Genomic DNA, 25,416 nt, shown 5'->3' with positions numbered 1-25,416 from the left:
TCGCAGTTGCAACAAAATCCGGTTCATGGCGTTTCAGCGCCATGAACCGTATCCACGCGTACCTGCTCTTCGCCGCCCCCGTGCTGGCGCTGGCCCTCCCCGCCCATGCGCAGGACGAGGAGAACAAGCCGCCGCGGCGCTACCGCGTCGCGCTCGGCCCGCAATTCACCCCCAGCTATCCGGGCGAGGACAAGCTCCGCCTCAGCCCGCTGGTCGACGTCGCCGTCACGCGCGGCGACAATCCCTTTCCCTTCGAGGCGGCGGACGAGAGCTTCGCGGTGCCGATGATCGACAGCGGCCGCTTCGAGATGGGCCCCGCCGCCAATTTCCAGGGCGCGCGCCGCCGCAAGACCGCCGGCATCGCGATCGACGAGGTCGGCACCACGATCGAGCTCGGCGGCTATATGCAATATTGGCTGGCCAGGCCGCTGCGCGCCCGTGTCGAGCTGCGCCAGGGCGTCAACGGCCATGGCGGCCTGATCAGCAATGCCGGCTTCGACTATGTCGCGCGGAGCGGCGACAAATGGCTGTTCGCGATCGGCCCGCGCATCACCGTGACCGACAACAAGTATCGCCAGGCCTATTTCGACGTCACCCCCGCGGTCGCGGCGCGCACCGGCCTGCCGGTCTATCGCGCCGACGGCAGCTGGGTGCAGGCCTATGGCGCCACCGCCACTTCGACCTTCCAGCTCAGCAAGCGCTGGGGCGTCTATGCCTATGCCAAGTACGACCGCCTGACCGGCGACGGCGCCGACAGCCCGATCACCCGCACGATCGGCAGCCGCGACCAGTTCTCCGGCGGCGCCGCACTCAGCTTCACCTTCGGCAAGGGCGTGCGCTGAGGGGCCTCTTCTTCTTAGCCCTCTCCCGCTTTCGCGGGAGAGGGCTAAGAAGGTAGGACTAGGAAGTCACCCACTCCTTCGCCGGTATCTCCTGCGCATAGAGCAGCGCGGTCAGATCGCCATGGTCCACCCGCACCCCCGCCGCCGCGGCGACGATCGGCTTGGCGTGGTACGCCACGCCCAGCCCGGCCTCGCGGATCATCGCCAGGTCGTTGGCGCCGTCGCCCACCGCCAGCGTCTCGTGCGCCGCCAGCCCCAGCTCGGCGCGCACCGCCAGCAGCGTCTCGAGCTTGGTGTTGCTGTCGACGATCGGCTTCTCCACCGTCCCGTCGAGCATGCCATCGGCGATCACCAGCCGGTTGGCGATCATCCGGTGGAAGCCGATCTCACCCCCCACCGGCTCGGCGAAGCGGGTGAACCCGCCCGACACCAGCACGCAGGTTGCGCCGCGCGCGCGCATCGTCCGCACCAGCGCCTTCGCCCCGGGCATCAGCTTCACCCGCTCGGCCAGGCACTGCGCGATCGCGCTTTCCGAAAGTCCCTTGAGCAGCGCCACCCGCGCATCGAGCGCCGCGCCGAAATCCAGCTCGCCGCGCATCGCCCGCTCGGTCACGTCGGCGATCTGCGCCTTGATCCCGGCATAATCGGCCAGTTCGTCGATGCACTCGACGGTGATCATCGTCGAATCCATGTCGGCGATCAGCAGCGCCTTCGCCCGCCCCTCGGCCGGCTGCACCGCTACGTCGGTCGCCGCGAACGCCCCCTCAAGCGCGCCGCGCGCCGCATCGGGATGCATCGCGAACTCGAGGTCCGCCGCGCGCCCTTCGTCGATCCAGCGCCAGCTGCCCGGCGCGCATTGCACCGAAGCCAGCCGGTCGGCCGCTTCCGAAAGCTGCCCCGCGGTCAAACCGTCTGCTATAAGCGTCGCAATGAACACCTGCGTCCCCTTTGATACGGGATGGGCTCTCCCCCTTTCCGTTCGCCCTGAGCTTGTCGAAGGGCCGTCCTTCCTTCGCGGAAAGCAGGACGGTGCTTCGACAAGCTCGGCACGAACGGAGGCCTGGGCATGAGCGCCGAGCTCCCAATGGTGGCGCTCATCGCAGGGCCGACCGCGAGCGGCAAGTCCGCGCTCGCGCTCGCGCTCGCGGAAAAGCACAACGGCACCGTGATCAACGCGGATTCGATGCAGGTCTATGCCGATCTGCGCGTGCTCACCGCCCGCCCCACCGTCGACGAGGAGAAGCGCGCGCCGCACCGGCTGTTCGGGCATGTCGACGGGGCCGAGGCCTATTCCGCCGCGCGCTGGGCGGCCGAGGCCCGCGCTGCCATCCACGAAGCCCACAAGGACTCTCGGCTGCCGATCCTGGTCGGCGGCACCGGCATGTATCTGCGCACGCTGGTCGAGGGCATCGCACCGGTGCCCGAGATCGATTCCCTGATCCGTGCCGAGGTCCGCGCGCTGCCCGTCGCCGAGGCCCAGGCCGAGCTCGCCCGGCTCGATCCCGAGACCGCCGCCCGGCTCGGCCCCGCCGATACCACGCGCATCGCCCGGGCGCTCGAAGTCGTCCGCTCCACCGGCAAGCCGCTCGCCTATTGGCAGGCCGAGCGCCATGGCGGGATCGCGGGCGAAGTGCGCATCGCCGCAACCATCCTCCTCCCCGACAAGACCTGGCTGTCCGACCGGATCGACCGGCGTTTCCGCCACATGGTCAATGTCGCCAGGCCCGAGGTCGAGGCGCTGCTCGCCCGCACCGACGTGCCGAACGACGCACCGGTGCTCCGGGCAATCGGCGTGCGCGAGGTCGGGCTGGCGCTGGCGGGCGAAAGCAACCTCGACGAGGCGCATTTCGCCGGGTCGCTCGCCACCCGCCAATATGCCAAGCGGCAATATACCTGGTTCCGTCGCCAGCCGCCCCCGGAATGGGAACGAACAGACGAGACACAAACAAACAGACTCGCTGAGCAATTCGAAATAAAATTGCGATAAATACGCTTGACGCGAAGTTTTCGTGCGGCTAGCAGCGCCCTTCCGGCGGTGCCCTTACCGCAGTATTTGGAGGCCGATGTGACGACCGAGAAGAGTGGAGCAGACATCCTGATCGAGACGCTGAGCGATCTCGGTGTGGAAGTCGTGTTCGGCTATCCCGGCGGTGCCGTGCTTCCGATCTACGACGCGATCTTCAAGCAGGACCGCATCAAGCACATCCTCGTCCGCCACGAGCAGGCCGCCACCCACGCCGCGGAGGGCTATGCCCGCGCCACCGGCAAGCCGGGCGTCGTCCTCGTCACCTCGGGCCCGGGCGCGACCAACGCGGTCACCGGGATCACCGATGCGCTGATGGATTCGATTCCGATGGTCGTCATCACCGGCCAGGTCCCTACCGCGCTGATCGGCACCGATGCCTTCCAGGAAGCCGATACCGTCGGCATCACCCGCCACTGTTCGAAGCATAATTATCTGGTCAAGGATCCCGCCCGGCTCGAGCCGACGATCCGCGAGGCCTTCTATATCGCCACCTCGGGCCGCCCCGGCCCGGTCGTGATCGACATTCCCAAGGACGTCCAGGTCGCGACGGCGCGTCGCGGCGACAACGGCCCGATCTCGCACAAGACCTATCGCCCGCAGACCGAGCCCGATGCAGCACTGATCGAGAAGGCGGTCGACATGCTGGCCGCGGCCGAGCGCCCGATCTTCTATACCGGCGGCGGCATCATCAATTCCGGTCCCGAAGCGTCGCGCCTGCTGCGCGAGCTCGCCGAGATCACCGGCGCGCCGGTCACCTCGACGCTGATGGGCCTCGGCGCCTTCCCCGCTTCGGACGACAAGTGGCTGGGCATGCTGGGCATGCACGGCACCTATGAGGCGAACCTGGCGATGAACCAGGCCGATCTCATCATCGCTTTGGGTGCCCGCTTCGACGATCGCGTCACCGGCCGGCTCGATGCCTTTTCGCCGAACAGTGCAAAGATCCACGTCGATATTGACCGTTCGAGCATCAACAAGAACGTCCGCGTCGACCTGCCCATCGTGGCGGACGTCGGCTCGGCGATCCGGGCGATGATCGATGCGTATAAACTTCGGAAGCATCCGCGTCCGGACCTGTCGGAATGGTGGAGCCGCATCAACGGCTGGCGCCAGGTCGGCTGCCTCGAGTTCAAGGAAGCCGATCCCCAGGTCATCATGCCCCAGCGCGCCATCCGCGCGCTGTGGGAGGCGACGAAGGACAAGGCGCCGATCATCACCACCGAAGTCGGCCAGCACCAGATGTGGGCGGCCCAGCACTTCCATTTCGACGATCCCAACAAGTGGCTGACCTCGGGCGGCCTCGGCACGATGGGCTATGGCCTCCCCGCCGCGATCGGCGCCCAGCTCGGCAACCCCGATGCGCTGGTCATCGACATCGCCGGCGAAGCCTCGATCCAGATGAACATCCAGGAGCTGGCCACCGCGACCCAGTATCGGCTGCCGGTCAAGATCTTCATCCTCAACAACGAATATATGGGCATGGTCCGCCAGTGGCAGGAGCTGACCTACCAGTCGCGCTATTCGGAGAGCTACAGCGACGCGCTCCCGGATTTCGTAAGGCTGGCAGAGGCTTATGGCTGGAAGGGCATCCGCATCGACACTCGCGACCAGCTGGACAGCGGCATCGCCGAGATGCTCGCCTATGACGGGCCGGTGGTGGTCGATTGCCGCGTCGCCAAGCTCGCCAACTGCTTCCCGATGATCCCGTCGGGCGCCGCCCATACCGAAATGCTGCTCCAGTCGGCCGAAGTCTCGGGCGAAATGGACGACGAAGCCAAGGCGCTGGTCTGAACCCATGCACATCAAGGAAGAAGCAGTCGAGCGGCACACGCTCGCGGTCATCGTCGACAACGAGCCGGGCATCCTCGCCCGGATCGCCGGCCTGTTCACCGCGCGGGGCTACAACATCACCTCGCTCACCGTGTCCGAGATCAGCGACGACGACCTGATCAGCCGGATCACCATCGTCACCCACGCCTCGGCGCCGGTGATGGAGCAGATCATCGCCCAGCTCGAGCGGCTGGTGCCGGTCCACAAGGTGACCGACCTCACTGCCTTCGGCCCGCATGTCGAGCGCGAGCTGGCGCTGGTGAAGGTCGCCGGCACCGGCGATCACCGGATCGAGGCGCTGCGCCTCGCCGAAGTCTATCGCGCCCGGGTGGTCGATGCGACCACGAGCAGCTTCGTCTTCGAAGTGACGGGCGGCATCGAGAAGATCGACAAGTTCGTCGAGCTGATGCGCGATCTCGGCCTCGTAGAGGTCGCCCGCACCGGCATCGTCGCGATTGCGAGAGGGGCCGAGGCCGCCTGAAGGATCACAATAACTAACCGTCACCCTGAACTTGTTTCAGGGCCCAACCCTCCACGAGCGACACCGTCGCCAGTTGCGCGTTGGATGCTGAGACAAGTTCAGCATGACGATCACATTTCGGAAAGGGACTGGAATATCATGCGTGTCTATTACGATCGCGACGCCGATCTGAACCTGATCGCCGGCAAGAAGATCGCCATTCTCGGCTATGGCTCGCAGGGCCATGCCCATGCGCAGAACCTGCGCGACAGCGGCGTGAAGGAAGTCGCGATCGCGCTTCGCCCGGGTTCGGCCTCGGCCGCCAAGGCCGAAGGCGCCGGCTTCAAGGTGCTGCCGAACAAGGAAGCGGCCGCCTGGGCCGACATCCTGATGATCCTCGCGCCCGACGAGCATCAGGCCGCGATCTACGAGAACGACATCAAGGGCAATCTGCGCCCCGGTGCCGCGCTCGCCTTCGCCCACGGCCTCAACATCCATTTCGGCCTGATCGAGGCCCCGGCCGACATCGACGTGATCATGATCGCGCCCAAGGGCCCCGGCCACACCGTGCGCAGCGAATATGCCCGGGGCGGCGGCGTGCCCTGCCTGATCGCGATCCACCAGGACGCCTCGGGCAACGCGCATGACATCGCGCTCGCCTATGCCTCGGGCGTCGGCGGCGGCCGTTCGGGCATCATCGAGACCAATTTCCGCGAGGAATGCGAGACCGATCTGTTCGGCGAGCAGGCGGTGCTCTGCGGCGGCGCCACCGCGCTGGTCCAGGCCGGCTTCGAGACGCTGGTCGAGGCCGGCTACGCTCCGGAAATGGCCTATTTCGAGTGCCTCCACGAGCTCAAGCTCATCGTCGACCTGATGTATGAAGGCGGCATCGCCAACATGCGCTACTCGATCTCGAACACCGCCGAGTACGGCGACATCAAGACCGGCCCGCGCATCATCACCGAAGAGACCAAGAAGGAAATGAAGCGCGTCCTCGCCGACATCCAGTCGGGCCGCTTCGTGAAGGACTTCGTGCTCGACAACCGCGCCGGCCAGCCCGAGCTGAAGGCCAGCCGCATCGCCGCCAAGCGCCACCAGATCGAGCAGGTCGGCAGCGAGCTGCGCGCGATGATGCCGTGGATCGGTGCCAACAAGCTGGTCGACCAGACCAAGAACTAAGCGAATGGCGCGCGGCGCCGGGCCTCAATAGGGGCCCGGCGCCAGCCGCTGCGACAGCCACCAGATATTGCCCGCGGGATCGCGAAGCCCGCCCTGGCGATCGCCATAGACCCGGTCGCCCACTTCCGACTCCATCGTGCCGCCGGCCGCCAGGCCGCGCGCCATCGCCGCATCGGCGTCCTCGACATAGAGATAATAGGTGCCGCGCGTCGCCGTGCGCCCCTCCCCTGCCTCGCTCACCATGATTATGGTGTCGCCGAAGCGGACCTGGGCATTGGCCACCAGCCCGTCCGGGCGGTCGTGCACGCCAAGGATCTCGCCGCCCAGCCCATCGACCAGGAACGCGAGATAGGCGCGCGCACCCTCGACGAAGAGATAGGGGAATAGCCTGGTGAAGCCGGGCGGGACGTGCATCGCTGCCTCCATCGTGGCGACCCGCCAATTCTAGACCCACGCCCCCTGCCCGGCAATCGTGTCGCCATCGTCTGAGCTTGCGGCTCGACAGGCTTGGAAACCGGGCCTTTTCGGAAACGCTGGGTTGCCGGCTTCGGGATTTCGTCCGTGAGCCGCCCCCGCCACAACGCACGGACCTTCCCCCACAAGGAGTTCCCATGCGCGTCATCCTCGCCGTCGCCCTGCTCGCCGCAACCCCGCTCGCCGCCTTCGCCGCCCAGCAGGCCGCGGAGCTTCCCGGCCAGCCCGATCCCGCCCGCATCGCCGCCGGCACCTATGCCGTCGACGGCGGCCATACCCAGGTCAGCTACACCGTCGATCACTTCGGCTTCAGCAAGTTCACCGGCCAGGCCGGCGGCGCCACCGGCACGCTCGCCATCGATCCGAAGAAGCCCGCCGATGCCAGGCTCGACGTGACCATCCCCGCCTCGGGCATCGTCACCACGGTCAAGGCGCTCGACGAGCATCTCGGCACTGCCGACTTCTTCGACGCCGCCAAGTACCCGACCATCCGCTTCGTCTCGACCGGCGTGGCCGTCACCGGCACCACCGCCAAGATCACCGGCAACCTCACGCTGCACGGCGTCACCCGCCCGGTGGTGCTCGACACCAAATTCGTCGGCGCCGGCGAGAACCCGATGAGCAAGAAGCTCAACTTCGGCTTCGCCGCGACCACTACGATCAAGCGCAGCGACTTCGGCATGGACAAGTATGTCCCCTTCGTCTCCGACGAGGTCGCACTCGAGATCAACGCGGCCTTCGCCGCGCAATAAGCATGCCCTTTCCCCTCGCGCGCGTTCCCGGCAAAAGGACAGCACCTGCCGGACACGGCGCGAGGGGGAAACAGGATGAGTGACAGCGAGAGCGAAGGCCGTGGCGGCGTCAACCGGGTGGAGGCGTTCTCCGACGGCGTGATCGCGATCATCATCACGATCATGGTGCTCGAGATGAAGGCGCCCGAAGAGCATGGCCTCGCGCATCTGTGGGCGCTGTGGCCGGTCTTCACCGCCTATGTGCTCAGCTATGCCTATGTCGCGATCTACTGGGTGAACCACCACCGGATGTTCGCCCATGCCACGCGGATCACCAACGATCTGCTCTGGTCGAACATCGCCCTGCTCTTCACGCTCTCGCTGGTGCCCTTCGCCACCGCCTATCTGGGCGAGCAGCATTTCAGCCATGACGCGGCGCTCGTCTATATGTGCGTGATGATGCTGCCGAGCTTCGCCTATGTGTGGCTCCAGTCGGTGATCCGCCGCACCGGCCGCCAGGACGAGGCTGCGCAGGCCTATCACCACCGTACCTTGCGCAAGGGCGCCGTCGCCTCCGCCATCTATGCCGGCGGCATTGCCCTCACCTTCGCCTCGCCCTGGGCAGGCCTCGCCTGCGCGGCGCTGGTCGCCGTGCTGTGGTTCCTGCCGAAGAGCCCGATCGACGCACTGTTCGGGGATTAATTGCAGGAGGTTAGCCAGCCTTTCTCCCCGCCGAAGGCCGGGGCCCAGACTTGAAATCTAAGGCAGCGCAATGCGGTCATAGAGATCTTCCCAATCCGGGTTCAGTGTCTCGATCTCACGCAATTTCCAGAGCCGCTTCCAACCCTTCATCTGCTTCTCGCGAAGCCGTGCTGCTTCAAGGCTCTCGAACGCCAGATACCAGACGAGCAGCTTGCATCCGTATTTCTTGGTGAAGCCGTCTACGACGCCATTGCGATGCTCCCAAGCTCGCTTTGCGAGCTCGCTCGTTGCCCCAACGTAGAGCGTGCCGTTCCGCCCGCTGGCCATGATGTAGACGAAGCCCCTGAGTTCCACGTTTCAGACTCCAAGTCTGGGCCCCGGCCTTCGCCGGGGAAAATCGTGCGTCCACCCTAAGAACGAAAAAGGCGCCCCGGTTGCCCGGAGCGCCTGTTTCCCGGCCCGAGGGCTCGCGGATCAGAACCCGAAGCGCACCCGCGCGCCATAGAAGCGCGGATAGCCCGGATAGCCGTTATAGTTGCCGGTCTGCTCCGGCACGGCGAAGCCCGAGATGAAGTAGAAGGTGTTGGTGAGGTTCTCGACGAACACCTCGCCGCGAATCTTGCCATTGTTCGACTGCAGGCCGATCGCGCCGTTGACCAGCGCATAGCCCTCGTTGCGGATCGCCGTGTGGCCGGTCACCGGGTCGGGGTTGCTCGACGGGATGTCGACTTCGCTGTTGTAGCGGAAGTCGAGGTGGATCAGGCCCTTGAGCCCGCTCGAGACCTGCGGCTCCCAGGTCACCGCGCCGGTCACCGTGTGCTTCGGCTGGTTCTGGAACTGGCGGCCTTCCTGGCCCTGCAGCGGCGTGCCGGTGAAGTCGTTCGACTTGGCGTACTGCGCGTCGATATAGCTGTAGCCGAGCTGGAAGGTCAGGTCCTTGGACGGCCGGATCGTCGATTCGATCTCGACGCCCTTCGAGATGCTCTTGTCGACATTCTGGACGACGAAGTTGTTGCCCGAGAACACCAGCGACTGCAGGCCGTAGAAGTTCATGTAGAAGGCCGCGATGTTCAGCGAGAAGGCGCGGTTCGGGCTGAACTTGGTGCCGATTTCGAACGCGTCGTTGGTCTCCGCGCCGAAGCGCAGGTCGCTGCCCTGGGCGCCGTTGCCGCCGAGCAGCACCGAATCGAAGGTCGCCTGATCGAGATTGTAGCCGCCCGACTTATAGCCATGGTCATAGCTTCCATAGACCAGCAGCTTGTTCGACAGCTTGTAGGCCAGCTTCACGGTGCCGGTGATCTCGTCATCGGTGAAGCTGTCGCTGTAATTGCCGTTGAACTCGCTGTTGATCGCCGGGTTGCAGCTCAGCAGGAACAGGTTGTTGAAGATGCCGAGCTGGCGCAGCACATTGGCATAGGCGGTCGCCGCCGCGTTGCCCGCACGCACCTGGTTGAAGAAGGTACAGCTGCCGGTGTTGTTGTTGATCGAGGCGTTCAGCGCCTTGCGCTCGTGGTTCCAGCGCGCGCCCAGCGTCAGCGAGAAATTGTCGCTGATGTTGACGATGTTGTGGGTGAACAGCGCGAAGGCATCGGTCTTCACGCCGAACTGGTCGTTGTTGTTGCCCTGGCCCGCAGTGGCGCCGGGCAGCGGCGAGGCGGCAAGCGCGGCGAGGCCCGGGATTGCGGTCGACGGATAGCCCGGGATCACGCACAGGCTCGACGGCGCCGTGCCTGCCTGGGCGCGGAAGCAGCCGACCAGCGGCGCCAGCGTGGCGCCATAGACCGACTGCAGCGCAGCCAGGCTGTTCGGCACCGCCGGGTTCAGGAACACCGCGCCCGGCGTCGGCACCGAGGCGCCGAGCGAGCCGTAGAACTGGACCGACCCGCCGAAGGACGGGCCCGCCAGCGCGTTGAACACCGAGTCGACGTAGCGATTGCCGTCATTGCCGATCCGGACCGTGTCGGTCAGGTCATTCTGCTCGTGCAGGTAGAAACCGCCGACCAGCCAGTCGAGCACGCCGCCGAACGCCGAGCCCTGGAAGCGCACTTCCTGGGTGAAGTCCTTGAGCTGGGTCTTGTAGCCGTCGCGATAGGCGCGATCGATGCCCGAGAAGTCGATGTCCTGGCTACGCAGCGCGCGCCAGTCGCGATAGGCAGTGATCGAGGTGAGCTTGATGTCGCCCAGATCCCAGTTGAGCTCGCCCGAGATGCCCCAGTCCTTCACCTTCTCGCCATATTCGCGATTGGGTGAGACGGCCTGGATGCGGTCGCTGGGCGGGCCGGTATAGATGCCCACGCGGCCCTGCGAGGCGGCGATGCCGTTGATCACCTGCGCCATCGCGCCGCGGACGACCGAGACGGTGGCGCAGCACTGCTCGTCGGTCTGGGAATAGTCGGCGATCAGGCGGAAAGTCACGTCGCCCTTGTCGAGCAGCGCCTGGCCGCGCAGTGCCCAGCGGTCGACGTCGTTGAAGCGACGGTCGCTATTGGCGTCCTTGATATAGCCGTCGCGCTTCCGGTAGCTGCCGTCGAGGCGCAGCGCGAGCTCCTGGCTCACCGGGCCGGTGATCGCGCCGCGGATGCCATAGGCGTTGTAGTTGCCGTAGCTGCCCTCGACATAGCCATGCGTCTCGAACTGCGGCAGCGCGGTGTAGATGCTCAACGCGCCGGCGGAGGTGTTGCGGCCGAACAGCGTGCCCTGCGGGCCGCGCAGCACTTCGACGCGCTCCAGCTCGGGGAGCTCGGAGACCGCGACACCGGCGCGGGCGCGGAACACGCCGTCGATGAACACGCCGACCGCCGGCTCGAAGCCGGGATTGTCGCCGGCGGTGGTGATGCCGCGAAGATAGACGGTGGTGCCGGAAGCCGAAGACTGGCCGGTCGAGCTCTGGATCGACGGGGCAAGCTGCTCGAGGTCGCGGATATTGTCGACGCCCGAATTCTGCAGCTCGGCGGCGCCGATGGCGGTGATCGCGATCGGCACGTCCTGCACCGTCTCGTTACGGCGGGTCGCGGTGACGACGATCTCGTTGGCGGACTGATATTCCTGGTCTTCCGCGGCAGGTGCCGGGGTCGGCGTCGGTGCGGTCTGCTGCGCAAGGGCAGGCGTCGCCAGGAACAGCGTGACCGCAGTAGCCGCGAGCAGCTCGAACTTCTTCATCGGGTGATCCCCTCCTCTGGAGCGCCAGCCGGCTTGCTACCGGTCACGGCGTTGCATTAATCGCCAGCGAAACTAACGCTGCATTTTTCAGCCCGTCAACGGGGATAAGGGGCGGAACCCCACGGTTTCCGGCCATTTTCCCCGGGGTAGATACAGTATAGCCACACCCGGTTTCTGCCAGAAGTGCAGATGCCGTAGCGTAAAGCCCGGAAGCGGCGAGGAAGAGACTAAAATGGTGCATGATCACGACGGCCCCGAAGATGGCGACATCGTCGCTCCGTCGCCCAAGATTCCGGTTCCCAACGAAGTCTCCGAGGCGATCCGTACGCTGATCCGCTGGGCCGGCGATGATCCCGAGCGCGAAGGACTGCTCGATACGCCTGCCCGCGTCGCCCGCGCCTGGAAGGAATATTGCCAGGGCTATGACGAAGATCCTGCGCATCACCTCAACCGGGTGTTCGAGGAAGTCGGCGGCTATGACGATATCGTCCTGCTCAACGGCATCCCCTTCCAGTCGCACTGCGAGCATCACATGGCGCCGATCACCGGCAAGGCATCGATCGCCTATCTGCCCAAGGATCGGGTGGTTGGCATCTCGAAGCTCGCCCGCGTCCTCCACGGTTTCGCCAGCCGCCTCCAGGTGCAGGAGCGGCTCACGGCCCAGGTGGCGGACTGCATCTGGGAAAAGCTGCGTCCCCAGGGCGTCGCGGTGGTGATCGAGGCGACGCATGGCTGCATGACCGCGCGCGGCGTCCGCACCCCCGGCGTCGGCATGGTCACCAGCCGCATGATGGGCGTGTTCCGCGACGACGAGCGCAGCCGCCAGGAAGTGCTCAAGCTGATGGGTTATTGATGCGGGTTCTCGTCACCGGCGGCGCGCGTCGCATCGGCGCGGGCATCGCCCGGCGCCTGGCGCTGCGCGGCCACCAGGTGGCGATCCACCATCATCACAACATCGCCGATGAGGCCGGGGCGCTCCGCGCGCAGATCGCGGCGGAAGGCGGCACCGCCTGTGTGGTGAGCGGCGAGCTGGCCGACGCTGCCACCGCCCCCGCGCTGATCGAGGCGGCGCGCGAAGGGCTTGGCGGCCCGATCGAGGGGCTGGTCAACAACGCCTCGCAATTCGCCTGGGACGCGCTGCCGCTCACCGATTTCGCGCTGCTCGACCGCCACATGCGCGTCAATTGCGGCGCGCCCGTCGCGCTTGCCTCGGCGCTGGCGGCGCAGGACGACCTTGTTTCCGGCGCGGTGGTCAATCTGCTCGACCAGAAGCTCGCCAACCTCAACCCGGATTTCCTCACCTACACGCTGAGCAAGGCCGCGCTCGCCACCGCGACCGAGCTGCTCGCCCGCGGTCTTGCCCCGCGCATCCGCGTCAACGCCGTCTCGCCCGGCCTCACCCTCCCCAGCCTCGACCAGACAGCCGAGGAGTTCGCCGAGCATGCCCGGCAGAACCTGCTCCAGCGCCCGGTTGCGCTGGCGGACATCGCCGCTGCGGTCGAGATGCTGCTCGTCACGCCCAGCATCACCGGTCAGAACATCTTCGTCGATTGCGGCCAGCGCTTCCTGCAGCGCGAGGGTGACGTGATGTTCGAAGGCCGGGAGCGCCCGCATGGCTGAATACACGATCCTGCTCGACGGGCTCGAGGTGGTGATGGGCCTGGGCATCCACCCCGAGGAGCGCGCCGCCCCCCAGCGGGTGACGCTCCACGTCGCCATGACCTGCCGTTACGACACCCCGCCCGAGGACCGGATCGGCGCCGTCGTCGATTACGATTTCCTGCGAACCGGCATCCACAAGCTGGTGGAATCGCGCCATTTCGAGCTGCAGGAAACCCTGTGCGAACAGGTTGCCGCGCTGGCGCTGGAAGATGCTCGGGTGGTTCGCGTCACCGTCCGCTCGATGAAGCTCGACATCTACCCCGACGCGCGGATCGGCTGCGAGATCGTGCGCGAACGCTAGGCCGCGGCGCGCGGCGGCTCCTGCACCACCGGCATCATCCCCCAGGCGTGGAATATCGCCACCCGGTTCCGCCCCTCGCCCTTGGCGCGGTAGAGCGCGACGTCGGCGCGGATCAGCGCCTCGGCGGGCGGCTCGCCGGGCGCATAGTCGGCCACGCCGAAGCTCGCGCTCAGCCGGTGGTCGGGCGCCATCGCTTCGTGGGTGCAGTTGTGGAAATGCATGCGCAGCACCTCGGCGAGCCCGGCGGCGTCCGCCGCGCTGTTGCCGGGCAGGAACAACGCGAACTCCTCGCCGCCCAGCCGCCCCACCCGGAAGCCGGTCCCGGCCAGGATGTCCGCGAACTGGCGGATCACTTCGTCGCCGATATGATGGCCGTAGCGATCGTTGATCCGCTTGAACTTGTCGATGTCGCTGTAGATCACCGCGCCGCCGCGCAGCGGCTCGGCCCGCACCGCCGCCTCGAAGGTCTGGCGGTTGAGCACGCCGGTCAGATGGTCACGCTCGGAGCGCAGGCGATATTGCGCGATGACGCCGCCGATGATCTTGGCGAGCAGCAGGAAGATCGAAGGCGGGGTCAGCAGCGCCGAGACGAGCAGCAGGCTGCGCTCGAACATGCTCGGCATGATCGTCGCATAGGCGACATGCACGCCGAACAGCGCCGGATAGAGCGGGATGCGGACCAGGAACACGCCGGCGATCACTGCCAGGCAGAAGAGCAGCGCGCGATCGACCACACCCTTGGGCCGCCGCGCCAGGTGCAGGATCCCGTCGCCAAGCGCCAGCGCGCAGCCGAGCTGGAACGGAATGGTCATCACCACGAAGGGCGCGCCCACCGCGCGCAGCACCAGCGCGCAGCCGACCAGCGCCACGCTCGCCCCGATCAGCCGCCATTGCTGCCGGCCACCCACCGAGATGCGCACTGCCTGGCTGAAGCAGAGATAGGCTGGGGGAACGAGCAGCATCGCAGCGATCAGCTCGCTCTGCCCGTGCCGCGCCAGCGCGAGCACCAGCATCTCGGTGGTGCCGCAGAGCAGCGCCGCGACGATCCACGAGAAAGCGGACTCGTTGCGCATGCCGATCCGGATCGCACCAACGAGCAAGGCCAGCGTCGCGAAGACGCACGCATGCACTGCTGTCAGGCTGACGAACAATTACCCTACCCCCGAATGGCAAGTGTCTGGGCCGAAAGGCGTTAACACCAGCCTTATCGCCTGCCGATTTTCCCGATCCTGTGCACGGGCGCTGGACCTCGCGGCGAAGCGCGATATCACCGCGGGAAAGATCCTCAGGAGAGTCGCCATGGCAGAGCCGCGCACCAGCCTCGAACTACGCTCGACGATTTCGAGCGACGGCAAGCTCACCCTCGCCCTCGAGCCGGTGACGCTCGCTGCGCCCGGGCCGGACGAAGTGATCGTCCGGGTCGAGGCCTCGCCGATCAACCCTTCGGATCTCGGCCTGCTGCTCGGCCCCGCCGACCTGGCGACCCTGGCCGCCGGCGGCACGCCCGATCGCCCCACCCTCACCGCCGCCGTCTCGCCGGCTGGCCTGCGCGCGATGAAGGCGCGGCTCGATCAGTCGATGACCGTCGGCAACGAAGGTGCCGGCACCGTGGTGGAAGCCGGCGCCAATGTCGCCGGGCTGCTCGGCAAGAAGGTCGGCATGCTCGGCGGCTCGATGTACGCCCAGTATCGCAGGATCGCCGCGCGCGACGTCATTCCGCTGCCCGATCATGCCAGCGCCGCCGACGGCGCCTCGATGTTCGTCAATCCGCTGACTTCGCTCTCGATGGTCGAGACGCTCAGGATGGAGGGGCACAAGGCGCTGATCCACACCGCCGCCGCCTCGAACCTCGGCCAGATGCTCAACCGCATCTGCATCGCCGATGGCGTGCCGCTGGTGAACATCGTGCGCAGCGATGCGCAGGCCGCGATCCTGCGTGAGATCGGCGCGAAATACATTGTCGACAGCAGCGCCCCCGATTTTCGCGAGAAGCTCACCGATGCGATCGCCGAGACCGGCGCCACCCTCGCCTTCGACGCGATCGGCGGCGGGCGGATCGTCAACACGATCCTCCACGCGATGGAAGACGCGATCAACCGCACCGCCACCGCCTTTAGCCGCTATGGCTCGGCGACCTGGAAGCAGGTCTATGTCTATGGCATGCTCGATACGTCGCCGATGGAGCTCGATCGCGGCTATGGCCTGGCCTGGGGCGTCAGCGGCTTCCTGGTCACGCCCTTCCTGATGAAGCTCGGCATGGAAGGCGCGATGCGCCTGCGCGCCCGCGTCGCCGCCGAGCTGACCACCACCTTCGCCAGCCACTACAACAGGACGATCTCGCTCGCCCAGGCGCTCGATCCGGAAGTGGTCTCCGCCTATGCGAAGAAGGCGACCGGCGAGAAGTTCCTGATCGATCCCAGCCGCTGAGCCTCAGGGTGGGTCCATGATCGCCGCGGCGCGCCGGGTCGCCGGGCTCGGCACGCGGGTGCGCAACAGGCTGATGCACGCGGCGAGCGCAGCGGCGGCGGCCGCCCCGCCCAGCAGCGTCGCGCTCGATCCCAGCCCGAACGCGTGGAAGCCATAGGCGACCGCGGCGGCGCCGATGGTCTGGCCGAGCAGCCGCGCCGTGGCGAGCATGCCCCCGGCCGCGCCCGAGCGCTCCCGCGGCGCGGCGCCGATCATCGCGCGGTTGTTCGGCGACTGGAACAGTCCGAAGCCCGCGCCGCACAGCGCCATCCGCCAGACGATGTCGAATACCGAGGGGTGCTGGCCGAGCAGCGCCAGGGAGAGCAGCCCGCTCGCGAACAGCCCCAGCCCGATGCCGCCCAGCAGCCCGGCCGAATAGCGATCGGCCAGCCGCCCGGCGAACGGCGCGACGCAGCCGACCGCGAGCGGCCAGGGCGTCATCAGCAATCCCGACGCGACCACGCTGTACCCCAGCACCTTCTGCAGCAGGAACGGCATGGTGACGAAAGCGAGCATCTGCGCCGAGAAGGACGTGATCGAGGTCGCGATCGACAGTCCGAAGATCGGGATGCGCAGCAGGTCGATCGGCACCAGCGGCGCCGGCCGGCGCCATTCGCGCCGGACCAGCACGATGCCGAGCACCACGCCAAGGACCAGCAGCACGAGGCCCGAGGTCGCGCCTTCGCGGGCCAGCGATTCCCCGCCATAGATGATCCCGCCGAGCATGCCGGCGCTGAGCGCGGCGGCAACGAAGTCGGGCTTGCGGCCGTGCCCGGGAGCCTGCGGCAGATAGCGCCGGCCGATCAGGATCGCGGCGATGCCGAACGGCACGTTGATCGCGAACAGCCAGGGCCAGCTCGCCACGCTCAGGATCAGCGACGCGATCGTCGGCCCCGCCGCCGCCGAAGCGGACAGCACCATCGCGTTATAGCCCATGCCCCGTCCCAGCATCGCCGAGGGATAGGTCGCGCGGACCAGCGCCGCGTTCATGCTCATGATCCCGGCCGCGCCCATCCCCTGCACCACCCGCGCAGCGATCAGCATGTCCAGGCTGTGCGACAGCGCGCAGGCCAGCGAGCCGATAATGAACAGGCCGAGCGCGGGCAGATAGACCTTCGCATGCCCGATCCGGTCGCCCATCGCCGCCAGCGGCAGCAGCAGCACGGTTATGGCCAGCTGATAGGCGTTGATCACCCACACCGCGACTGCGGGGGGTGCGCCCAGCTGCCCGGCGATGGTCGGCAGCGCGATGTTGGCGATCGCGCCGTCGAGCACCGCCATGGTGATCGCCAGCCAGATCGCCGCCGCCGCGAAATAGCGGCGCGGCACCGGCAGGCCATCGTCTTCGTCCGCAAAGGGCGACGCGGCCGAAGGTTCATGCATGCAACAGGCTCCCGATAACGATCCCGCGCCCGTGATATGCCATCATGTCGCCCGGATTTCAGCCCGGCCGACATGATGGGAGCGGCTTCAGGCCCGGTTGGCCGCGCTGAGCACGGCGCGTACCGAGGCCGTCGCGATGTCGGCGTCGATGCCCACGCCGAACACGGTGCGCCCGTCCGCGGTGCGGCATTCGACATAGGCGGCTGCCTGCGCATCGGCACCATGGCCGATCGCATGCTCGCTATAGTCGACCACGTCGAGGTTCGGCCCGGTGGTGCCGGCAAGCGCGTCGATCACGCCCGAGATCAGGCCGTTGCCGCGCCCGGAGATCGACTGGGTCTCGCCGTCCACCGCGATGCGGCCGACGAACACGCGCTGCCCAGCCGCGCCGCTCTCTTCATAATCCTCGAGCACGAAGCGATCCTTCTCGCCCGGCAGATAGATCTGCTCGAAGCGGCCCCAGATGTCGGCGGCGTTGAGTTCGCGGCTGGTCTCGTCGGCCAGCGCCTGCACATGGCGCGAGAAATCGGCCTGCATGCGCTTGGGCAGCTTCAGGCCCTTGTCCTGCTCGAGCACCCAGGCGACGCCGCCCTTGCCCGATTGCGAGTTGACGCGGATCACCGCCTCGTAGTCGCGGCCCAGGTCCTTGGGGTCGATCGGCAGATAGGGCACGTCCCAGAAATCGTCGTTGCGCGCTTCCTGCGCCGCGAAGCCCTTCTTGATCGCGTCCTGGTGGCTGCCCGAAAAGGCAGTGAACACCAGATCGCCGGCATAGGGATGGCGCGGGTGGACGGGCAGCGCGTTGCAATATTCCACCGTCTGGATCACCTCGTCGATGTTCGAGAAATCCAGCTCCGGATCAACACCTTGCGTGTACATGTTGAGGGCGAGTGTCACCAGGTCGACATTGCCCGTACGCTCGCCGTTTCCGAACAGGCAGCCCTCGACGCGGTCGGCGCCGGCGAGCAGCCCCAGCTCCGACGCGGCGACGCCGGTGCCGCGGTCGTTGTGCGTGTGCAGGCTGATCACCACCGTCTCGCGGCTGCGGATGTTGCGGCAGAACCACTCGATCTGGTCGGCATAGATGTTCGGCGTTGCCGCCTCCACCGTCGCCGGCAGGTTGAGGATCAGCGGCTTGTCGGTGGTCGGCCGCAGGATGTCCATCACCGCCTCGCAGACCTCGATCGAGAAATCGAGCTCGGCGGTCGAGAAGGTCTCGGGGCTATATTCGAAATGCCAGTCGGTGTCGGGCTGCTTGGCGGCCTCGTCGCGCAGCACCTTGGCGCCGGCAACCGCGATCGCCTTGATCTCCTCGCGGCTCATGCCGAACACGATGCGGCGCCAGGCCGGCGAGACGGCATTGTAGAGGTGGACGATCGCCTTCTTCGCGCCCTTCAAGGACTGGAAACTGGTCTCGATCAGGTCCTGGCGCGACTGGGTGAGCACCTGGACGATCACGTCGTCGGGGATCTTGTCCTGCTGGACCAGGCCCGAGATGAAGTCGAATTCGGTGGCGCCTGCGCTCGGGAAGCCGACTTCGATTTCCTTCAGCCCCACCTTGCAGAGCAGCTCGAAGAAGCGGGTCTTCTTCTCGGCGTCCATCGGGTCGATCAGCGCCTGGTTGCCGTCGCGCATGTCGGTCGACAGCCAGCGGGGCGCCTTGGTGATGGTGCGGCTCGGCCATTGCCGGCCGGGCAGGTTCACCTGGGGAAAGGGACGGTATTTGGAACTGGGATCGCGCAACATGACAGCTCTCTCTCGGCTGGAGACTTCGGTTCGACGGTGAAGTTGCCCTTAGGGGCGTGCGCGTGCGCGTCCGGCCCCTAAGGGCGGATAAGTCGCAGACCAAGAAGCGCGCGGGTCGTCATGTTGGGCACCCCTTAGACGCGCCCGCGCAGGCTTGTCCACCTCAGTTCGCGTTGTCGGGTACCGAAGCTGCACTATTCGGCTCGATCACCGTCGTCTCGACATGGTCGGGCGTCGGCGTCGGCTCGGGCGTCTCGGTCGCCTTCGGGCTGGGCGTGGCGACGATTTCGGCCATCGGCGGCGGGTCGGAATAGTTGGTTCCCGTCGTACCGCTGCCGCCGCAACCCGCCAGAATCAGCAACCCGCCGACCACCACAACGCGCATCCCGCTCTCCCCATTTGCCGAGAAAATCCCTCTTAGCACGGCCTTTTCCCCTCTCCTACCGGCCGTTTAACCCCACTTATCCCCAAAATGTCGCTCTCAGAGGGCGTCTCGGCGCATCTGCTCTCTAGACAGACGCGATTTGGCACGATCAAAGGGTTGTCAGGTGAGGAGTAACGCCCTCACCACGGTACATCGTAGGCGTGACAGGCGGCGGAGGGTTCGCACAAGCCGCTAGCGCCCACGAAGGCATAGCCCCGTCCAAGGGCAGGAACAGGAGAAGACTTTATGGCCGAGACCAAAGCACGCGGCGGCATCGCCAAGCCGGTGACCCCTTCCGCAGAGCTGGCCAAGATCACGGGCTCTGCGCCGCTGCCGCGCAGCGAGATCGTTTCGAAGATGTGGGACTACATCAAGAAGAACAATCTCCAGAACCCGGCGAACAAGCGCGAGATCCTCGCGGACGCGACGCTCAAGCCGATCTTCGGCGCCGACAAGGTGACGATGTTCGAGATGAACAAGCACATCGCGAAGCACGTCAAGTAAGCCGGCCCGGGGCCCCGTGCCCCGCCGCTGAAAACGCGAAGGGCGGGTTCCCGATCGGGGCCCGCCCTTTTGCTTTGAGGAGATACCGATGGCCGAGAAGTTCGAGCGTCACCGCCAGCCCTGGCGCGCCGACGAGATCCAGAAGCTCCATACGCTCGCCAAGAAGGGCATGGCACTGCGGGCGATCGCAAAGGCGCTTACCCGCAGCGAGGAATCGGTGAAGGAGCGCGCCAAGCTCGACGGGCTCAGCATCGCCAAGCTTCACTGATACCAGTGTTCGGGCCGGGGCTGCTTCTCGGAGCGGATCTCGATGTGGAGGATGCGCCCGACATGGGCGCGGTCGCTGCCGGTCTCCTCGATATCGAAGAACAGCCCCCCGCCGGTTACGGTCACGCGCCGGATGCCGGGCCATTGCTGCGCCGGCATCGCCTTGACTGCGCCGGGCAGGCACGCCGCGATCCGCGTTGCCATCGTCTCGTAGGTGATCTCCGGCGGCAACAGGCTCCGGTGGCAGAAATAGCCCACCCCGCGCTGGCAGCTGTTCAGCAGTCGCGGCACGAACTTCGCCTGATAGAGGCTTTCGAACGGCTTCTCCTCGCCGGCCGCCGCCGAAAGGCGGCTGATGTCGGCGCAGAACGGATCGTCCTGGGCAACGGATGCGGCGAGCAGCGCCGCGACAATCGGGAAGTGCATCCCCTATTCTCCTTCCAGTTGTGCAACGATCCCGCACCACCGCTTGCCGCAGCCTGAACAACTGCTAGGCCCGCCGCAATGTATGACGCGATCATCTTGGGAGCCGGCGCCGCGGGGCTGATGTGCGCGCTCACCGCCGGCCAGCGCGGCAGGCGCGTGCTGCTGGTCGATCATGCCGATGCGCCGGGCAAGAAGATCCTGATCTCGGGCGGCGGGCGCTGCAACTTCACCAATATCGGCACCGCGCCGGATCGCTACCTCTCGCAGAACCCGCATTTCATGAAGTCCGCGCTCGGCCGCTACACCGCGCAGGATTTCCTCGACCTGGTCGAGCGCCACCGCATCGCCTGGCACGAGAAGACGCTCGGCCAGCTCTTCTGCGACGGCTCTGCCCGCCAGATCGTCGACATGCTGCTCGACGAGTGCGCGCGGGGCGGCGTCGAGATCTGGCTCGGCGATGCGCCCCGGGTCGAGCACGGCGATGCCCGTTTCCGCATCACCTGTGGCAAGCGCGTCGCCGAGGCCCCGGCGCTGGTGATCGCCACCGGCGGCCCCTCGATCCCCAAAATGGGCGCCACCGGCTTCGCCTATGAGCTTGCCCGCCAGTTCGGGCTCAAGGTGGTCGAGCCCCGCCCCGCCCTCGTCCCGCTCACCCTGAGCGGCGAGGAAGCGCTGTTCCGCGAGCTTTCCGGCGTCTCGACCGAAGTGACCGCGCGCGCCGGCAAGGCGGCGTTCCGCGAGGCGGCGCTGTTCACCCATCGCGGCCTTTCGGGCCCGGCGATCCTCCAGGTCTCGAGCTATTGGCGCCACGGCGAGAGCATCGCGATCGATTTCCTGCCCAATGCCGAGCCCGGCTGGCTGCTCGCCGCCAAGCGTGCCCGGCCCCGCGTCACGCTGCGCAAGCTGCTCGGCGAAGCCCTCCCCGATCGCCTGGCCGACGCGCTGGCCGAGAAGCTCGCCCTCCCCACCGAGCTCGCCAACACCCCCGACCGCAGGCTCGAGGATGCCGCCCGCGCCCTCGCCGACTGGCGCTTCGCGCCCAACGGCACCGAAGGCTATGCCAAGGCCGAAGTCACCGTCGGCGGGATCAGCACCGCCGAATTGAGCTCGCAGACCATGGAAGCGCGCAAGCTGCCCGGCCTCTACGCGATCGGCGAGGCGGTGGACGTCACCGGCTGGCTCGGCGGCTATAATTTCCAATGGGCATGGGCGAGCGGACGGGCCGCCGGACAGGCCGTATAGCGCCCGCGCATCGTCTCTAAAAAATTTGTAATGTTCGCGGTTTCCGTAGCGTAAAATGCGATATTTCGGTCCGAATTGACCCTATTCCTACCGTAGAACCCCGTATTGTAATTTACGTAATTTCGAATGTTTCCGCCGCGTGTCTTCTACAAAGGGGAAGCCGGTGCCGCTTCCTGCGTTGCCGTGCGTCCACACAGGCTTCACGGGGATGCATCTCGCTGGAGCCACGCAGGAGGATTCCTATGCATTGGTTCCAGGCCAAGGCCCCGATACGTCTCAAACTGCTCGTTGCCTTCAGCTCGCTGATGGGTGTCATGACGCTGGTCGCGCTCGTCGCGCTGCTCGCGCCCACGATGATCGCGCTGCCCGTGGTGGCGGTGCTGATCGCCGGCGCCGCGATCCAGTGCGTCCGCTTTCGCAGCGCGATCGCCGATCCCTATGTCGGCACCGTCGTCCGCATGGAGGGTCTCGCCGCCGGCGACCTCACCAGCGCGATCCAGTTCACCGACTATGAGGATTGCGTCGGCCGCATGACCAAGGCGATGCTCACCTTCCGGGACAACGCAGTCGAGCAGGCCAAGCAGGCCGAGGAACAGTCGGTCGCAGTGACGCTTCTCGGCACCAGCCTCGAGCGGCTGACCGCCGGCGACCTCACCGCCGATATCGGCACTGGCTTCCCCGCCGGCTATGCCGGTCTCAAGGCCAATTTCAACGAAGCGATGGTCAGCCTGCGCGGGCTGATCGGCTCGGTGATGGAATCGGCGGCGACGATCCAGACCGGCTCGGGCGAGATCGCCCAGGCCTCGGAAGACCTGGCCCGCCGCACCGAAGCCAATGCCGCGAGCCTGGAAGAGACCTCGGCCGCCGTCGCGCAGATGGATGGCCGTCTCAAGGCCACTGCCGAGGCTGCCAGCCGCACCGTCGAGCGCGCCGATGGCGCCATCGCCACGGTCGAAGGCGGCCGCTCGATCGCCGAAGAGGCGGTGCAGGCGATGACCCGCGTCAGCGATAGCGCCAAGGGCATCGACAGCGTGATCGAGGGCCTCGACAAGATCGCCTTCCAGACGCGCGTTCTCGCGATGAACGCCGCGGTGGAAGCCGGTCGCGCCGGCGAAGCAGGCCGCGGCTTCGCGGTCGTCGCGGACCTGGTCAGCGCGCTCGCCATGCGTGCCGAGGAGGAAGCCGGCCGCGCCCGCGATCAGCTGACCGCTACCCAGACCGACATCGTCGCGGCGGTGGAGATGGTGCAGAAGGTCGACGGCGCGCTCGCCAATATCTCGGGCGATGTCGGCGAGGTCCATGCGCTGCTCGGGCAGATGGCCGGCGACAACCAGGCCCAGGCGACTGCGATCACCCAGATCAGCGCCGCGATCGGCACGATGGACCAGTCGACCCAGCAGAATGCCGCAATGGTCGAGCAGACTTCGGCCGCCGCGCGCAACCTCACCGGCGAAGTCGCCGCGCTGGGCGAGCAGGCTGCGAAGTTCGACGTCGGCGCCGCCGCGCGCACCAATGTGCCGTCGCGCCCGCAAAAGCCGCGCGGCTATGTCTCGCCGGTCAAGCCGCTCGCCGCTGCCCGGCCGACGGCCAAGACCGTAGCCAGCGAGGAATGGGCCAGCTTCTGATCCCGGCCGGGGGGCGTCGCGATGCGGCGCCCCCACTCCGCTCGGCGGGGTTTGCGGCAGGCGCAGTCCCGGCCCTGAAACCTATTCCGCCGCCAGCCGTGCTGCCTGCGCGTCGCAAATGTCGGGCAACCGCACTTCGATCCAGTCGGCAAGCGCGCGGATATGCCCCGCCGCCTCGCGCCCGATCGGCGTCAGGCTGTATTCCACATGCGGCGGCACCACCGGATAGGCGATCCGCTCGACCAACCCGTCGCCCTCCAGCCATTGCAGTGTCTGCGCCAGCATCCGCTCGCTCACTCCGTCCACCTTGCGGCGCAGTTCGCTGAACCGGTGCGTGCCGCCCTCCAGCACGATCAGGATCAGCACCCCCCATTGGCTGGAGATGTGCTTCAGCACCTCGCGCGACGGGCAGTTGCGCTCGAGCAGCGCGCCTCGGCGCACGCGGGTCGAAAAGGGCTCGCCAGGGACGTTCGAAGTTTTTTCCATACTTACTTCAATGTATGTACTTACGAATAGTAAGCAAGGCCAATATCTGGGCGTCCGTCACCCATCAAGAGGAACGGACCCATGACCATCGCCATCACCGGAGCCACCGGCCAGCTCGGCCGCATCGTCATCGCCAAGCTCAAGGCCAGGCTGCCCGCCGGCCAGATCGTCGCGCTCGCCCGCAGCCCGGAAAGGGCGTCCGATCTCGGCGTCGCAGTCCGCGCCTTCGACTATGACGCGCCCGATGCCGCCGCGCTCGCCGGCATCGATACGCTGCTGCTGATCTCGGGCAGCGAAGTCGGCAAGCGCGTGCCGCAGCACCGGGCGGTAATCGCCGCCGCGAAGCAGGCCGGCGTCGCCCGCATCGCCTATACCAGCCTGCTGCGCGCCGACAGCAGCGCGCTCAGCCTCGCCACCGAGCATCTCGAAACCGAGCGCGCGCTCGCCGCCTCCGGCATCCCCCACACGATCCTGCGCAACGGCTGGTATATCGAAAATTATGCCAGCGGCGTGCAGGCCGCGCTCGCACACGGCGCGCTGATCGGTGCCGCCGGCGACGGCCGCATCGCCGCCGCCACTCGCGCCGACTATGCCGATGCCGCGGTGGCGGTGCTCACCGATACGGGGCATGACGGCAAGACCTATGAGCTGGCCGGCGACACCGCCTTTACCCTCGCCGATCTCGCCGCCGAGGTCTCGCGCCAGGCGGGCCGCACCATTCCCTATCGCAATCTCTCTGTCGCCGATTATGCCGCTGCGCTCGCCGGGGCCGGCCTCCCCGCCCCGGTCGCCGGGATGCTCGCCGGCTGGGACGCCGATATCGCCGACGGCGCGCTGTTCGACGACGGCCATGCGCTTTCGAAGCTGATCGGTCACCCGACCACCAGCCTCACCGACGGCGTGAAGGCGCTTCTGGCCTGAACCTCGGCTCCTTCCGCCACACCGGCTCGAAGCCGGGGTGGCGGACGGACTAGGGCATGTCCCGCATCGGCCCGTCCAGCGCGGGCATGATCCTGAAGATTCCGTCGGCGTTGAAGTCATGGCCATAGGGCTGCGGGATATAGAGCACGAAGTCGCCGCGCTTGCTGTCCGACAGGTACAGCACGGTGCGGGGAAGATCATGCGTCACCACCGGATAGCCGCACCATTTCCTCGCCGCCCAGTGGCGACAGCGGAGATCCCCACCGCCCGAACGTGCGGTCAGCATGACATGATCGGTCTTGCGGTCGAAGCTTCCCGCGAACGGCCAGAGCTGCCGGCCCGAATGCGTATAGACCACCACATAGTAGAGGCCCATTCTCGGGTCGACCGCCAGGCTCACCTGGTCAAGCTCCTGATCCCCATCGAGATCGACGGCGAACGCGGCGAGGCAATCCGCGCCTCTATGCCCGGTCGCACAACGCGGAGGTTCGGTCGCCGCGGCCTGGGCGAATGCCGGGAAGCACGCAAATAGTGCAGCAATACCAACGCCACTGCCGACG

The 25,416-nt window shown here is 66.9% G+C and carries 27 protein-coding genes; 16 read left to right on the top strand and 11 right to left on the bottom strand.

Features of this window, described 5'->3' with window-relative positions; all coding sequences use genetic code 11:
- The first annotated feature begins 41 nt into the window (after window positions 1-41).
- Window positions 42-842 carry a MipA/OmpV family protein gene (locus tag P6144_RS01235; RefSeq protein ID WP_277765907.1) on the top strand — a complete coding sequence of 267 codons (801 nt, stop codon included), beginning with the start codon at window positions 42-44 and terminating at the stop codon, window positions 840-842.
- 58 nt (window positions 843-900) lie between these two features.
- Here the strand turns inward: P6144_RS01235 and serB are convergent, their stop codons facing one another.
- On the bottom strand, window positions 901-1,779 hold the full coding sequence (gene serB / locus P6144_RS01230) for a phosphoserine phosphatase SerB (protein WP_277765906.1): 879 nt from the start codon (window positions 1,777-1,779) through the stop codon (window positions 901-903).
- 129 nt (window positions 1,780-1,908) lie between these two features.
- On the opposite strand from serB, the gene miaA reads away from it, so the two are divergent.
- From miaA to ilvC, 4 genes are all read left to right on the top strand, one after another.
- A complete protein-coding gene (gene miaA / locus P6144_RS01225; RefSeq protein ID WP_277765905.1) occupies window positions 1,909-2,829 on the top strand; it encodes a tRNA (adenosine(37)-N6)-dimethylallyltransferase MiaA in 921 nt (306 codons plus the stop codon).
- A 78-nt stretch (window positions 2,830-2,907) separates the two neighbouring features.
- On the top strand, window positions 2,908-4,659 hold the full coding sequence (ilvB, locus tag P6144_RS01220) for a biosynthetic-type acetolactate synthase large subunit (RefSeq protein ID WP_277765904.1): 1,752 nt from the start codon (window positions 2,908-2,910) through the stop codon (window positions 4,657-4,659).
- Between the two features lie 4 nt (window positions 4,660-4,663).
- On the top strand, window positions 4,664-5,179 hold the full coding sequence (gene ilvN / locus P6144_RS01215; protein ID WP_277765903.1) for an acetolactate synthase small subunit: 516 nt from the start codon (window positions 4,664-4,666) through the stop codon (window positions 5,177-5,179).
- Between the two features lie 84 nt (window positions 5,180-5,263).
- The gene (gene ilvC, locus P6144_RS01210; RefSeq protein ID WP_277765902.1) at window positions 5,264-6,337 is read left to right on the top strand and encodes a ketol-acid reductoisomerase; all 1,074 of its coding nucleotides are present in this window, start codon (window positions 5,264-5,266) and stop codon (window positions 6,335-6,337) included.
- Between the two features lie 24 nt (window positions 6,338-6,361).
- On the opposite strand, the gene P6144_RS01205 is transcribed toward ilvC, so the two are convergent.
- The gene (locus P6144_RS01205; RefSeq protein WP_277765901.1) at window positions 6,362-6,751 is read right to left on the bottom strand and encodes a VOC family protein; all 390 of its coding nucleotides are present in this window, start codon (window positions 6,749-6,751) and stop codon (window positions 6,362-6,364) included.
- Window positions 6,752-6,948: 197 nt separating this feature from the next.
- On the opposite strand from P6144_RS01205, the gene P6144_RS01200 reads away from it, so the two are divergent.
- Both P6144_RS01200 and P6144_RS01195 read left to right on the top strand, forming a co-directional pair.
- Window positions 6,949-7,563, top strand: a complete 615-nt coding sequence (locus P6144_RS01200; protein ID WP_277765900.1) for a YceI family protein — start codon at window positions 6,949-6,951, stop codon at window positions 7,561-7,563.
- Window positions 7,564-7,638: 75 nt separating this feature from the next.
- Window positions 7,639-8,244: a TMEM175 family protein gene (locus P6144_RS01195; RefSeq protein WP_277765899.1), complete on the top strand. Its 606-nt coding sequence runs from the start codon at window positions 7,639-7,641 to the stop codon at window positions 8,242-8,244.
- Between the two features lie 57 nt (window positions 8,245-8,301).
- Here the strand turns inward: P6144_RS01195 and P6144_RS01190 are convergent, their stop codons facing one another.
- Window positions 8,302-8,598 carry a GIY-YIG nuclease family protein gene (locus tag P6144_RS01190; RefSeq protein ID WP_277765898.1) on the bottom strand — a complete coding sequence of 99 codons (297 nt, stop codon included), beginning with the start codon at window positions 8,596-8,598 and terminating at the stop codon, window positions 8,302-8,304.
- Between the two features lie 120 nt (window positions 8,599-8,718).
- Window positions 8,719-11,403, bottom strand: a complete 2,685-nt coding sequence (locus P6144_RS01185; RefSeq protein WP_277765897.1) for a TonB-dependent receptor — start codon at window positions 11,401-11,403, stop codon at window positions 8,719-8,721.
- Window positions 11,404-11,635: 232 nt separating this feature from the next.
- Here P6144_RS01185 and folE point away from each other — a divergent pair, with 232 nt between their 5' ends.
- Genes folE through P6144_RS01170 form a run of 3 tightly spaced genes read left to right on the top strand, consistent with a single transcriptional unit; the run spans window position 11,636 to window position 13,366 of the window.
- A complete protein-coding gene (gene folE / locus P6144_RS01180) occupies window positions 11,636-12,256 on the top strand; it encodes a GTP cyclohydrolase I FolE (RefSeq protein ID WP_277765896.1) in 621 nt (206 codons plus the stop codon).
- A complete protein-coding gene (locus P6144_RS01175; protein WP_277765895.1) occupies window positions 12,256-13,023 on the top strand; it encodes an SDR family oxidoreductase in 768 nt (255 codons plus the stop codon). Before folE ends, P6144_RS01175 begins: the two co-directional genes overlap by 1 nt.
- A complete protein-coding gene (locus P6144_RS01170) occupies window positions 13,016-13,366 on the top strand; it encodes a dihydroneopterin aldolase (RefSeq protein ID WP_277765894.1) in 351 nt (116 codons plus the stop codon). The genes P6144_RS01175 and P6144_RS01170 overlap by 8 nt, the downstream gene beginning before the upstream one ends.
- Here the strand turns inward: P6144_RS01170 and P6144_RS01165 are convergent.
- Window positions 13,363-14,517, bottom strand: a complete 1,155-nt coding sequence (locus P6144_RS01165; RefSeq protein WP_277765893.1) for a GGDEF domain-containing protein — start codon at window positions 14,515-14,517, stop codon at window positions 13,363-13,365. The two genes, P6144_RS01170 and P6144_RS01165, sit on opposite strands and share 4 nt — an antisense overlap.
- Before the next feature lie 148 nt (window positions 14,518-14,665).
- Between P6144_RS01165 and P6144_RS01160 the strand changes: the two genes are divergently transcribed.
- Window positions 14,666-15,793, top strand: a complete 1,128-nt coding sequence (locus tag P6144_RS01160; RefSeq protein ID WP_277765892.1) for a zinc-binding dehydrogenase — start codon at window positions 14,666-14,668, stop codon at window positions 15,791-15,793.
- A gap of 3 nt (window positions 15,794-15,796) precedes the next feature.
- Here the strand turns inward: P6144_RS01160 and P6144_RS01155 are convergent, their stop codons facing one another.
- The 3 genes from P6144_RS01155 to P6144_RS01145 all read right to left on the bottom strand — a co-directional run bounded on the left by P6144_RS01155 (window position 15,797) and on the right by P6144_RS01145 (window position 19,346).
- The gene (locus P6144_RS01155) at window positions 15,797-17,215 is read right to left on the bottom strand and encodes an MFS transporter (RefSeq protein WP_277765891.1); all 1,419 of its coding nucleotides are present in this window, start codon (window positions 17,213-17,215) and stop codon (window positions 15,797-15,799) included.
- 87 nt (window positions 17,216-17,302) lie between these two features.
- Complete coding sequence (leuA, locus tag P6144_RS01150; protein WP_277765890.1) at window positions 17,303-18,961, bottom strand: 2-isopropylmalate synthase; 1,659 nt, start codon at window positions 18,959-18,961, stop codon at window positions 17,303-17,305.
- A 163-nt stretch (window positions 18,962-19,124) separates the two neighbouring features.
- Window positions 19,125-19,346, bottom strand: coding sequence for a hypothetical protein (locus tag P6144_RS01145; RefSeq protein WP_277765889.1), 222 nt, complete (start codon window positions 19,344-19,346; stop codon window positions 19,125-19,127).
- Window positions 19,347-19,631: 285 nt separating this feature from the next.
- Here P6144_RS01145 and P6144_RS01140 point away from each other — a divergent pair, with 285 nt between their 5' ends.
- Both P6144_RS01140 and P6144_RS01135 read left to right on the top strand, forming a co-directional pair.
- Window positions 19,632-19,889 (top strand): SWIB/MDM2 domain-containing protein, encoded by a 258-nt coding sequence (locus P6144_RS01140; protein WP_277765888.1) that lies wholly within the window; start codon window positions 19,632-19,634, stop codon window positions 19,887-19,889.
- An 88-nt stretch (window positions 19,890-19,977) separates the two neighbouring features.
- Window positions 19,978-20,157 (top strand): hypothetical protein, encoded by a 180-nt coding sequence (locus P6144_RS01135; protein WP_277765887.1) that lies wholly within the window; start codon window positions 19,978-19,980, stop codon window positions 20,155-20,157.
- On the opposite strand, the gene P6144_RS01130 is transcribed toward P6144_RS01135, so the two are convergent.
- Window positions 20,151-20,582, bottom strand: coding sequence for a hypothetical protein (locus tag P6144_RS01130; RefSeq protein WP_277765886.1), 432 nt, complete (start codon window positions 20,580-20,582; stop codon window positions 20,151-20,153). The genes P6144_RS01135 and P6144_RS01130 overlap by 7 nt on opposite strands.
- Before the next feature lie 78 nt (window positions 20,583-20,660).
- Here P6144_RS01130 and P6144_RS01125 point away from each other — a divergent pair, with 78 nt between their 5' ends.
- Both P6144_RS01125 and P6144_RS01120 read left to right on the top strand, forming a co-directional pair.
- Window positions 20,661-21,824 (top strand): NAD(P)/FAD-dependent oxidoreductase, encoded by a 1,164-nt coding sequence (locus P6144_RS01125; protein WP_277765885.1) that lies wholly within the window; start codon window positions 20,661-20,663, stop codon window positions 21,822-21,824.
- A 242-nt stretch (window positions 21,825-22,066) separates the two neighbouring features.
- Window positions 22,067-23,449 (top strand): methyl-accepting chemotaxis protein, encoded by a 1,383-nt coding sequence (locus tag P6144_RS01120; protein WP_277765884.1) that lies wholly within the window; start codon window positions 22,067-22,069, stop codon window positions 23,447-23,449.
- An 81-nt stretch (window positions 23,450-23,530) separates the two neighbouring features.
- Here the strand turns inward: P6144_RS01120 and P6144_RS01115 are convergent, their stop codons facing one another.
- The gene (locus P6144_RS01115) at window positions 23,531-23,935 is read right to left on the bottom strand and encodes a helix-turn-helix domain-containing protein (RefSeq protein ID WP_277765883.1); all 405 of its coding nucleotides are present in this window, start codon (window positions 23,933-23,935) and stop codon (window positions 23,531-23,533) included.
- An 81-nt stretch (window positions 23,936-24,016) separates the two neighbouring features.
- On the opposite strand from P6144_RS01115, the gene P6144_RS01110 reads away from it, so the two are divergent.
- Window positions 24,017-24,856 carry an SDR family oxidoreductase gene (locus P6144_RS01110; RefSeq protein ID WP_277765882.1) on the top strand — a complete coding sequence of 280 codons (840 nt, stop codon included), beginning with the start codon at window positions 24,017-24,019 and terminating at the stop codon, window positions 24,854-24,856.
- Between the two features lie 49 nt (window positions 24,857-24,905).
- On the opposite strand, the gene P6144_RS01105 is transcribed toward P6144_RS01110, so the two are convergent.
- Window positions 24,906-25,232, bottom strand: a complete 327-nt coding sequence (locus P6144_RS01105; RefSeq protein WP_277765881.1) for a hypothetical protein — start codon at window positions 25,230-25,232, stop codon at window positions 24,906-24,908.
- Between the last annotated feature and the right edge of the window lie 184 nt (window positions 25,233-25,416).

It is taken from the genome of Sphingomonas sp. HITSZ_GF, assembly GCF_029543155.1.
Lineage (GTDB): Bacteria > Pseudomonadota > Alphaproteobacteria > Sphingomonadales > Sphingomonadaceae > Sphingomonas.
This window is presented reverse-complemented; position numbering and strand designations above follow the sequence as displayed.

Excerpts from the sequence above, each read along its gene's own strand:
- P6144_RS01235 (WP_277765907.1), top strand. The coding sequence starts at position 42 with ATGAACCGTATCCACGCGTACCTGCTCTTCGCCGCCCCCGTGCTGGCG.
- miaA (WP_277765905.1), top strand. The coding sequence starts at position 1,909 with ATGAGCGCCGAGCTCCCAATGGTGGCGCTCATCGCAGGGCCGACCGCG.
- ilvN (WP_277765903.1), top strand. The coding sequence starts at position 4,664 with ATGCACATCAAGGAAGAAGCAGTCGAGCGGCACACGCTCGCGGTCATC.
- ilvC (WP_277765902.1), top strand. The coding sequence starts at position 5,264 with ATGCTGAGACAAGTTCAGCATGACGATCACATTTCGGAAAGGGACTGG.
- P6144_RS01205 (WP_277765901.1), bottom strand. The coding sequence starts at position 6,751 with ATGCACGTCCCGCCCGGCTTCACCAGGCTATTCCCCTATCTCTTCGTC.
- P6144_RS01200 (WP_277765900.1), top strand. The coding sequence starts at position 6,949 with ATGCGCGTCATCCTCGCCGTCGCCCTGCTCGCCGCAACCCCGCTCGCC.
- P6144_RS01195 (WP_277765899.1), top strand. The coding sequence starts at position 7,639 with ATGAGTGACAGCGAGAGCGAAGGCCGTGGCGGCGTCAACCGGGTGGAG.
- P6144_RS01185 (WP_277765897.1), bottom strand. The coding sequence starts at position 11,403 with ATGAAGAAGTTCGAGCTGCTCGCGGCTACTGCGGTCACGCTGTTCCTG.
- folE (WP_277765896.1), top strand. The coding sequence starts at position 11,636 with ATGGTGCATGATCACGACGGCCCCGAAGATGGCGACATCGTCGCTCCG.
- P6144_RS01175 (WP_277765895.1), top strand. The coding sequence starts at position 12,256 with ATGCGGGTTCTCGTCACCGGCGGCGCGCGTCGCATCGGCGCGGGCATC.
- P6144_RS01170 (WP_277765894.1), top strand. The coding sequence starts at position 13,016 with ATGGCTGAATACACGATCCTGCTCGACGGGCTCGAGGTGGTGATGGGC.
- P6144_RS01160 (WP_277765892.1), top strand. The coding sequence starts at position 14,666 with ATGGCAGAGCCGCGCACCAGCCTCGAACTACGCTCGACGATTTCGAGC.
- P6144_RS01155 (WP_277765891.1), bottom strand. The coding sequence starts at position 17,215 with ATGCATGAACCTTCGGCCGCGTCGCCCTTTGCGGACGAAGACGATGGC.
- leuA (WP_277765890.1), bottom strand. The coding sequence starts at position 18,961 with ATGTTGCGCGATCCCAGTTCCAAATACCGTCCCTTTCCCCAGGTGAAC.
- P6144_RS01145 (WP_277765889.1), bottom strand. The coding sequence starts at position 19,346 with ATGCGCGTTGTGGTGGTCGGCGGGTTGCTGATTCTGGCGGGTTGCGGC.
- P6144_RS01140 (WP_277765888.1), top strand. The coding sequence starts at position 19,632 with ATGGCCGAGACCAAAGCACGCGGCGGCATCGCCAAGCCGGTGACCCCT.
- P6144_RS01135 (WP_277765887.1), top strand. The coding sequence starts at position 19,978 with ATGGCCGAGAAGTTCGAGCGTCACCGCCAGCCCTGGCGCGCCGACGAG.
- P6144_RS01130 (WP_277765886.1), bottom strand. The coding sequence starts at position 20,582 with ATGCACTTCCCGATTGTCGCGGCGCTGCTCGCCGCATCCGTTGCCCAG.
- P6144_RS01125 (WP_277765885.1), top strand. The coding sequence starts at position 20,661 with ATGTATGACGCGATCATCTTGGGAGCCGGCGCCGCGGGGCTGATGTGC.
- P6144_RS01120 (WP_277765884.1), top strand. The coding sequence starts at position 22,067 with ATGCATTGGTTCCAGGCCAAGGCCCCGATACGTCTCAAACTGCTCGTT.
- P6144_RS01115 (WP_277765883.1), bottom strand. The coding sequence starts at position 23,935 with ATGGAAAAAACTTCGAACGTCCCTGGCGAGCCCTTTTCGACCCGCGTG.
- P6144_RS01110 (WP_277765882.1), top strand. The coding sequence starts at position 24,017 with ATGACCATCGCCATCACCGGAGCCACCGGCCAGCTCGGCCGCATCGTC.
- P6144_RS01105 (WP_277765881.1), bottom strand. The coding sequence starts at position 25,232 with ATGGGCCTCTACTATGTGGTGGTCTATACGCATTCGGGCCGGCAGCTC.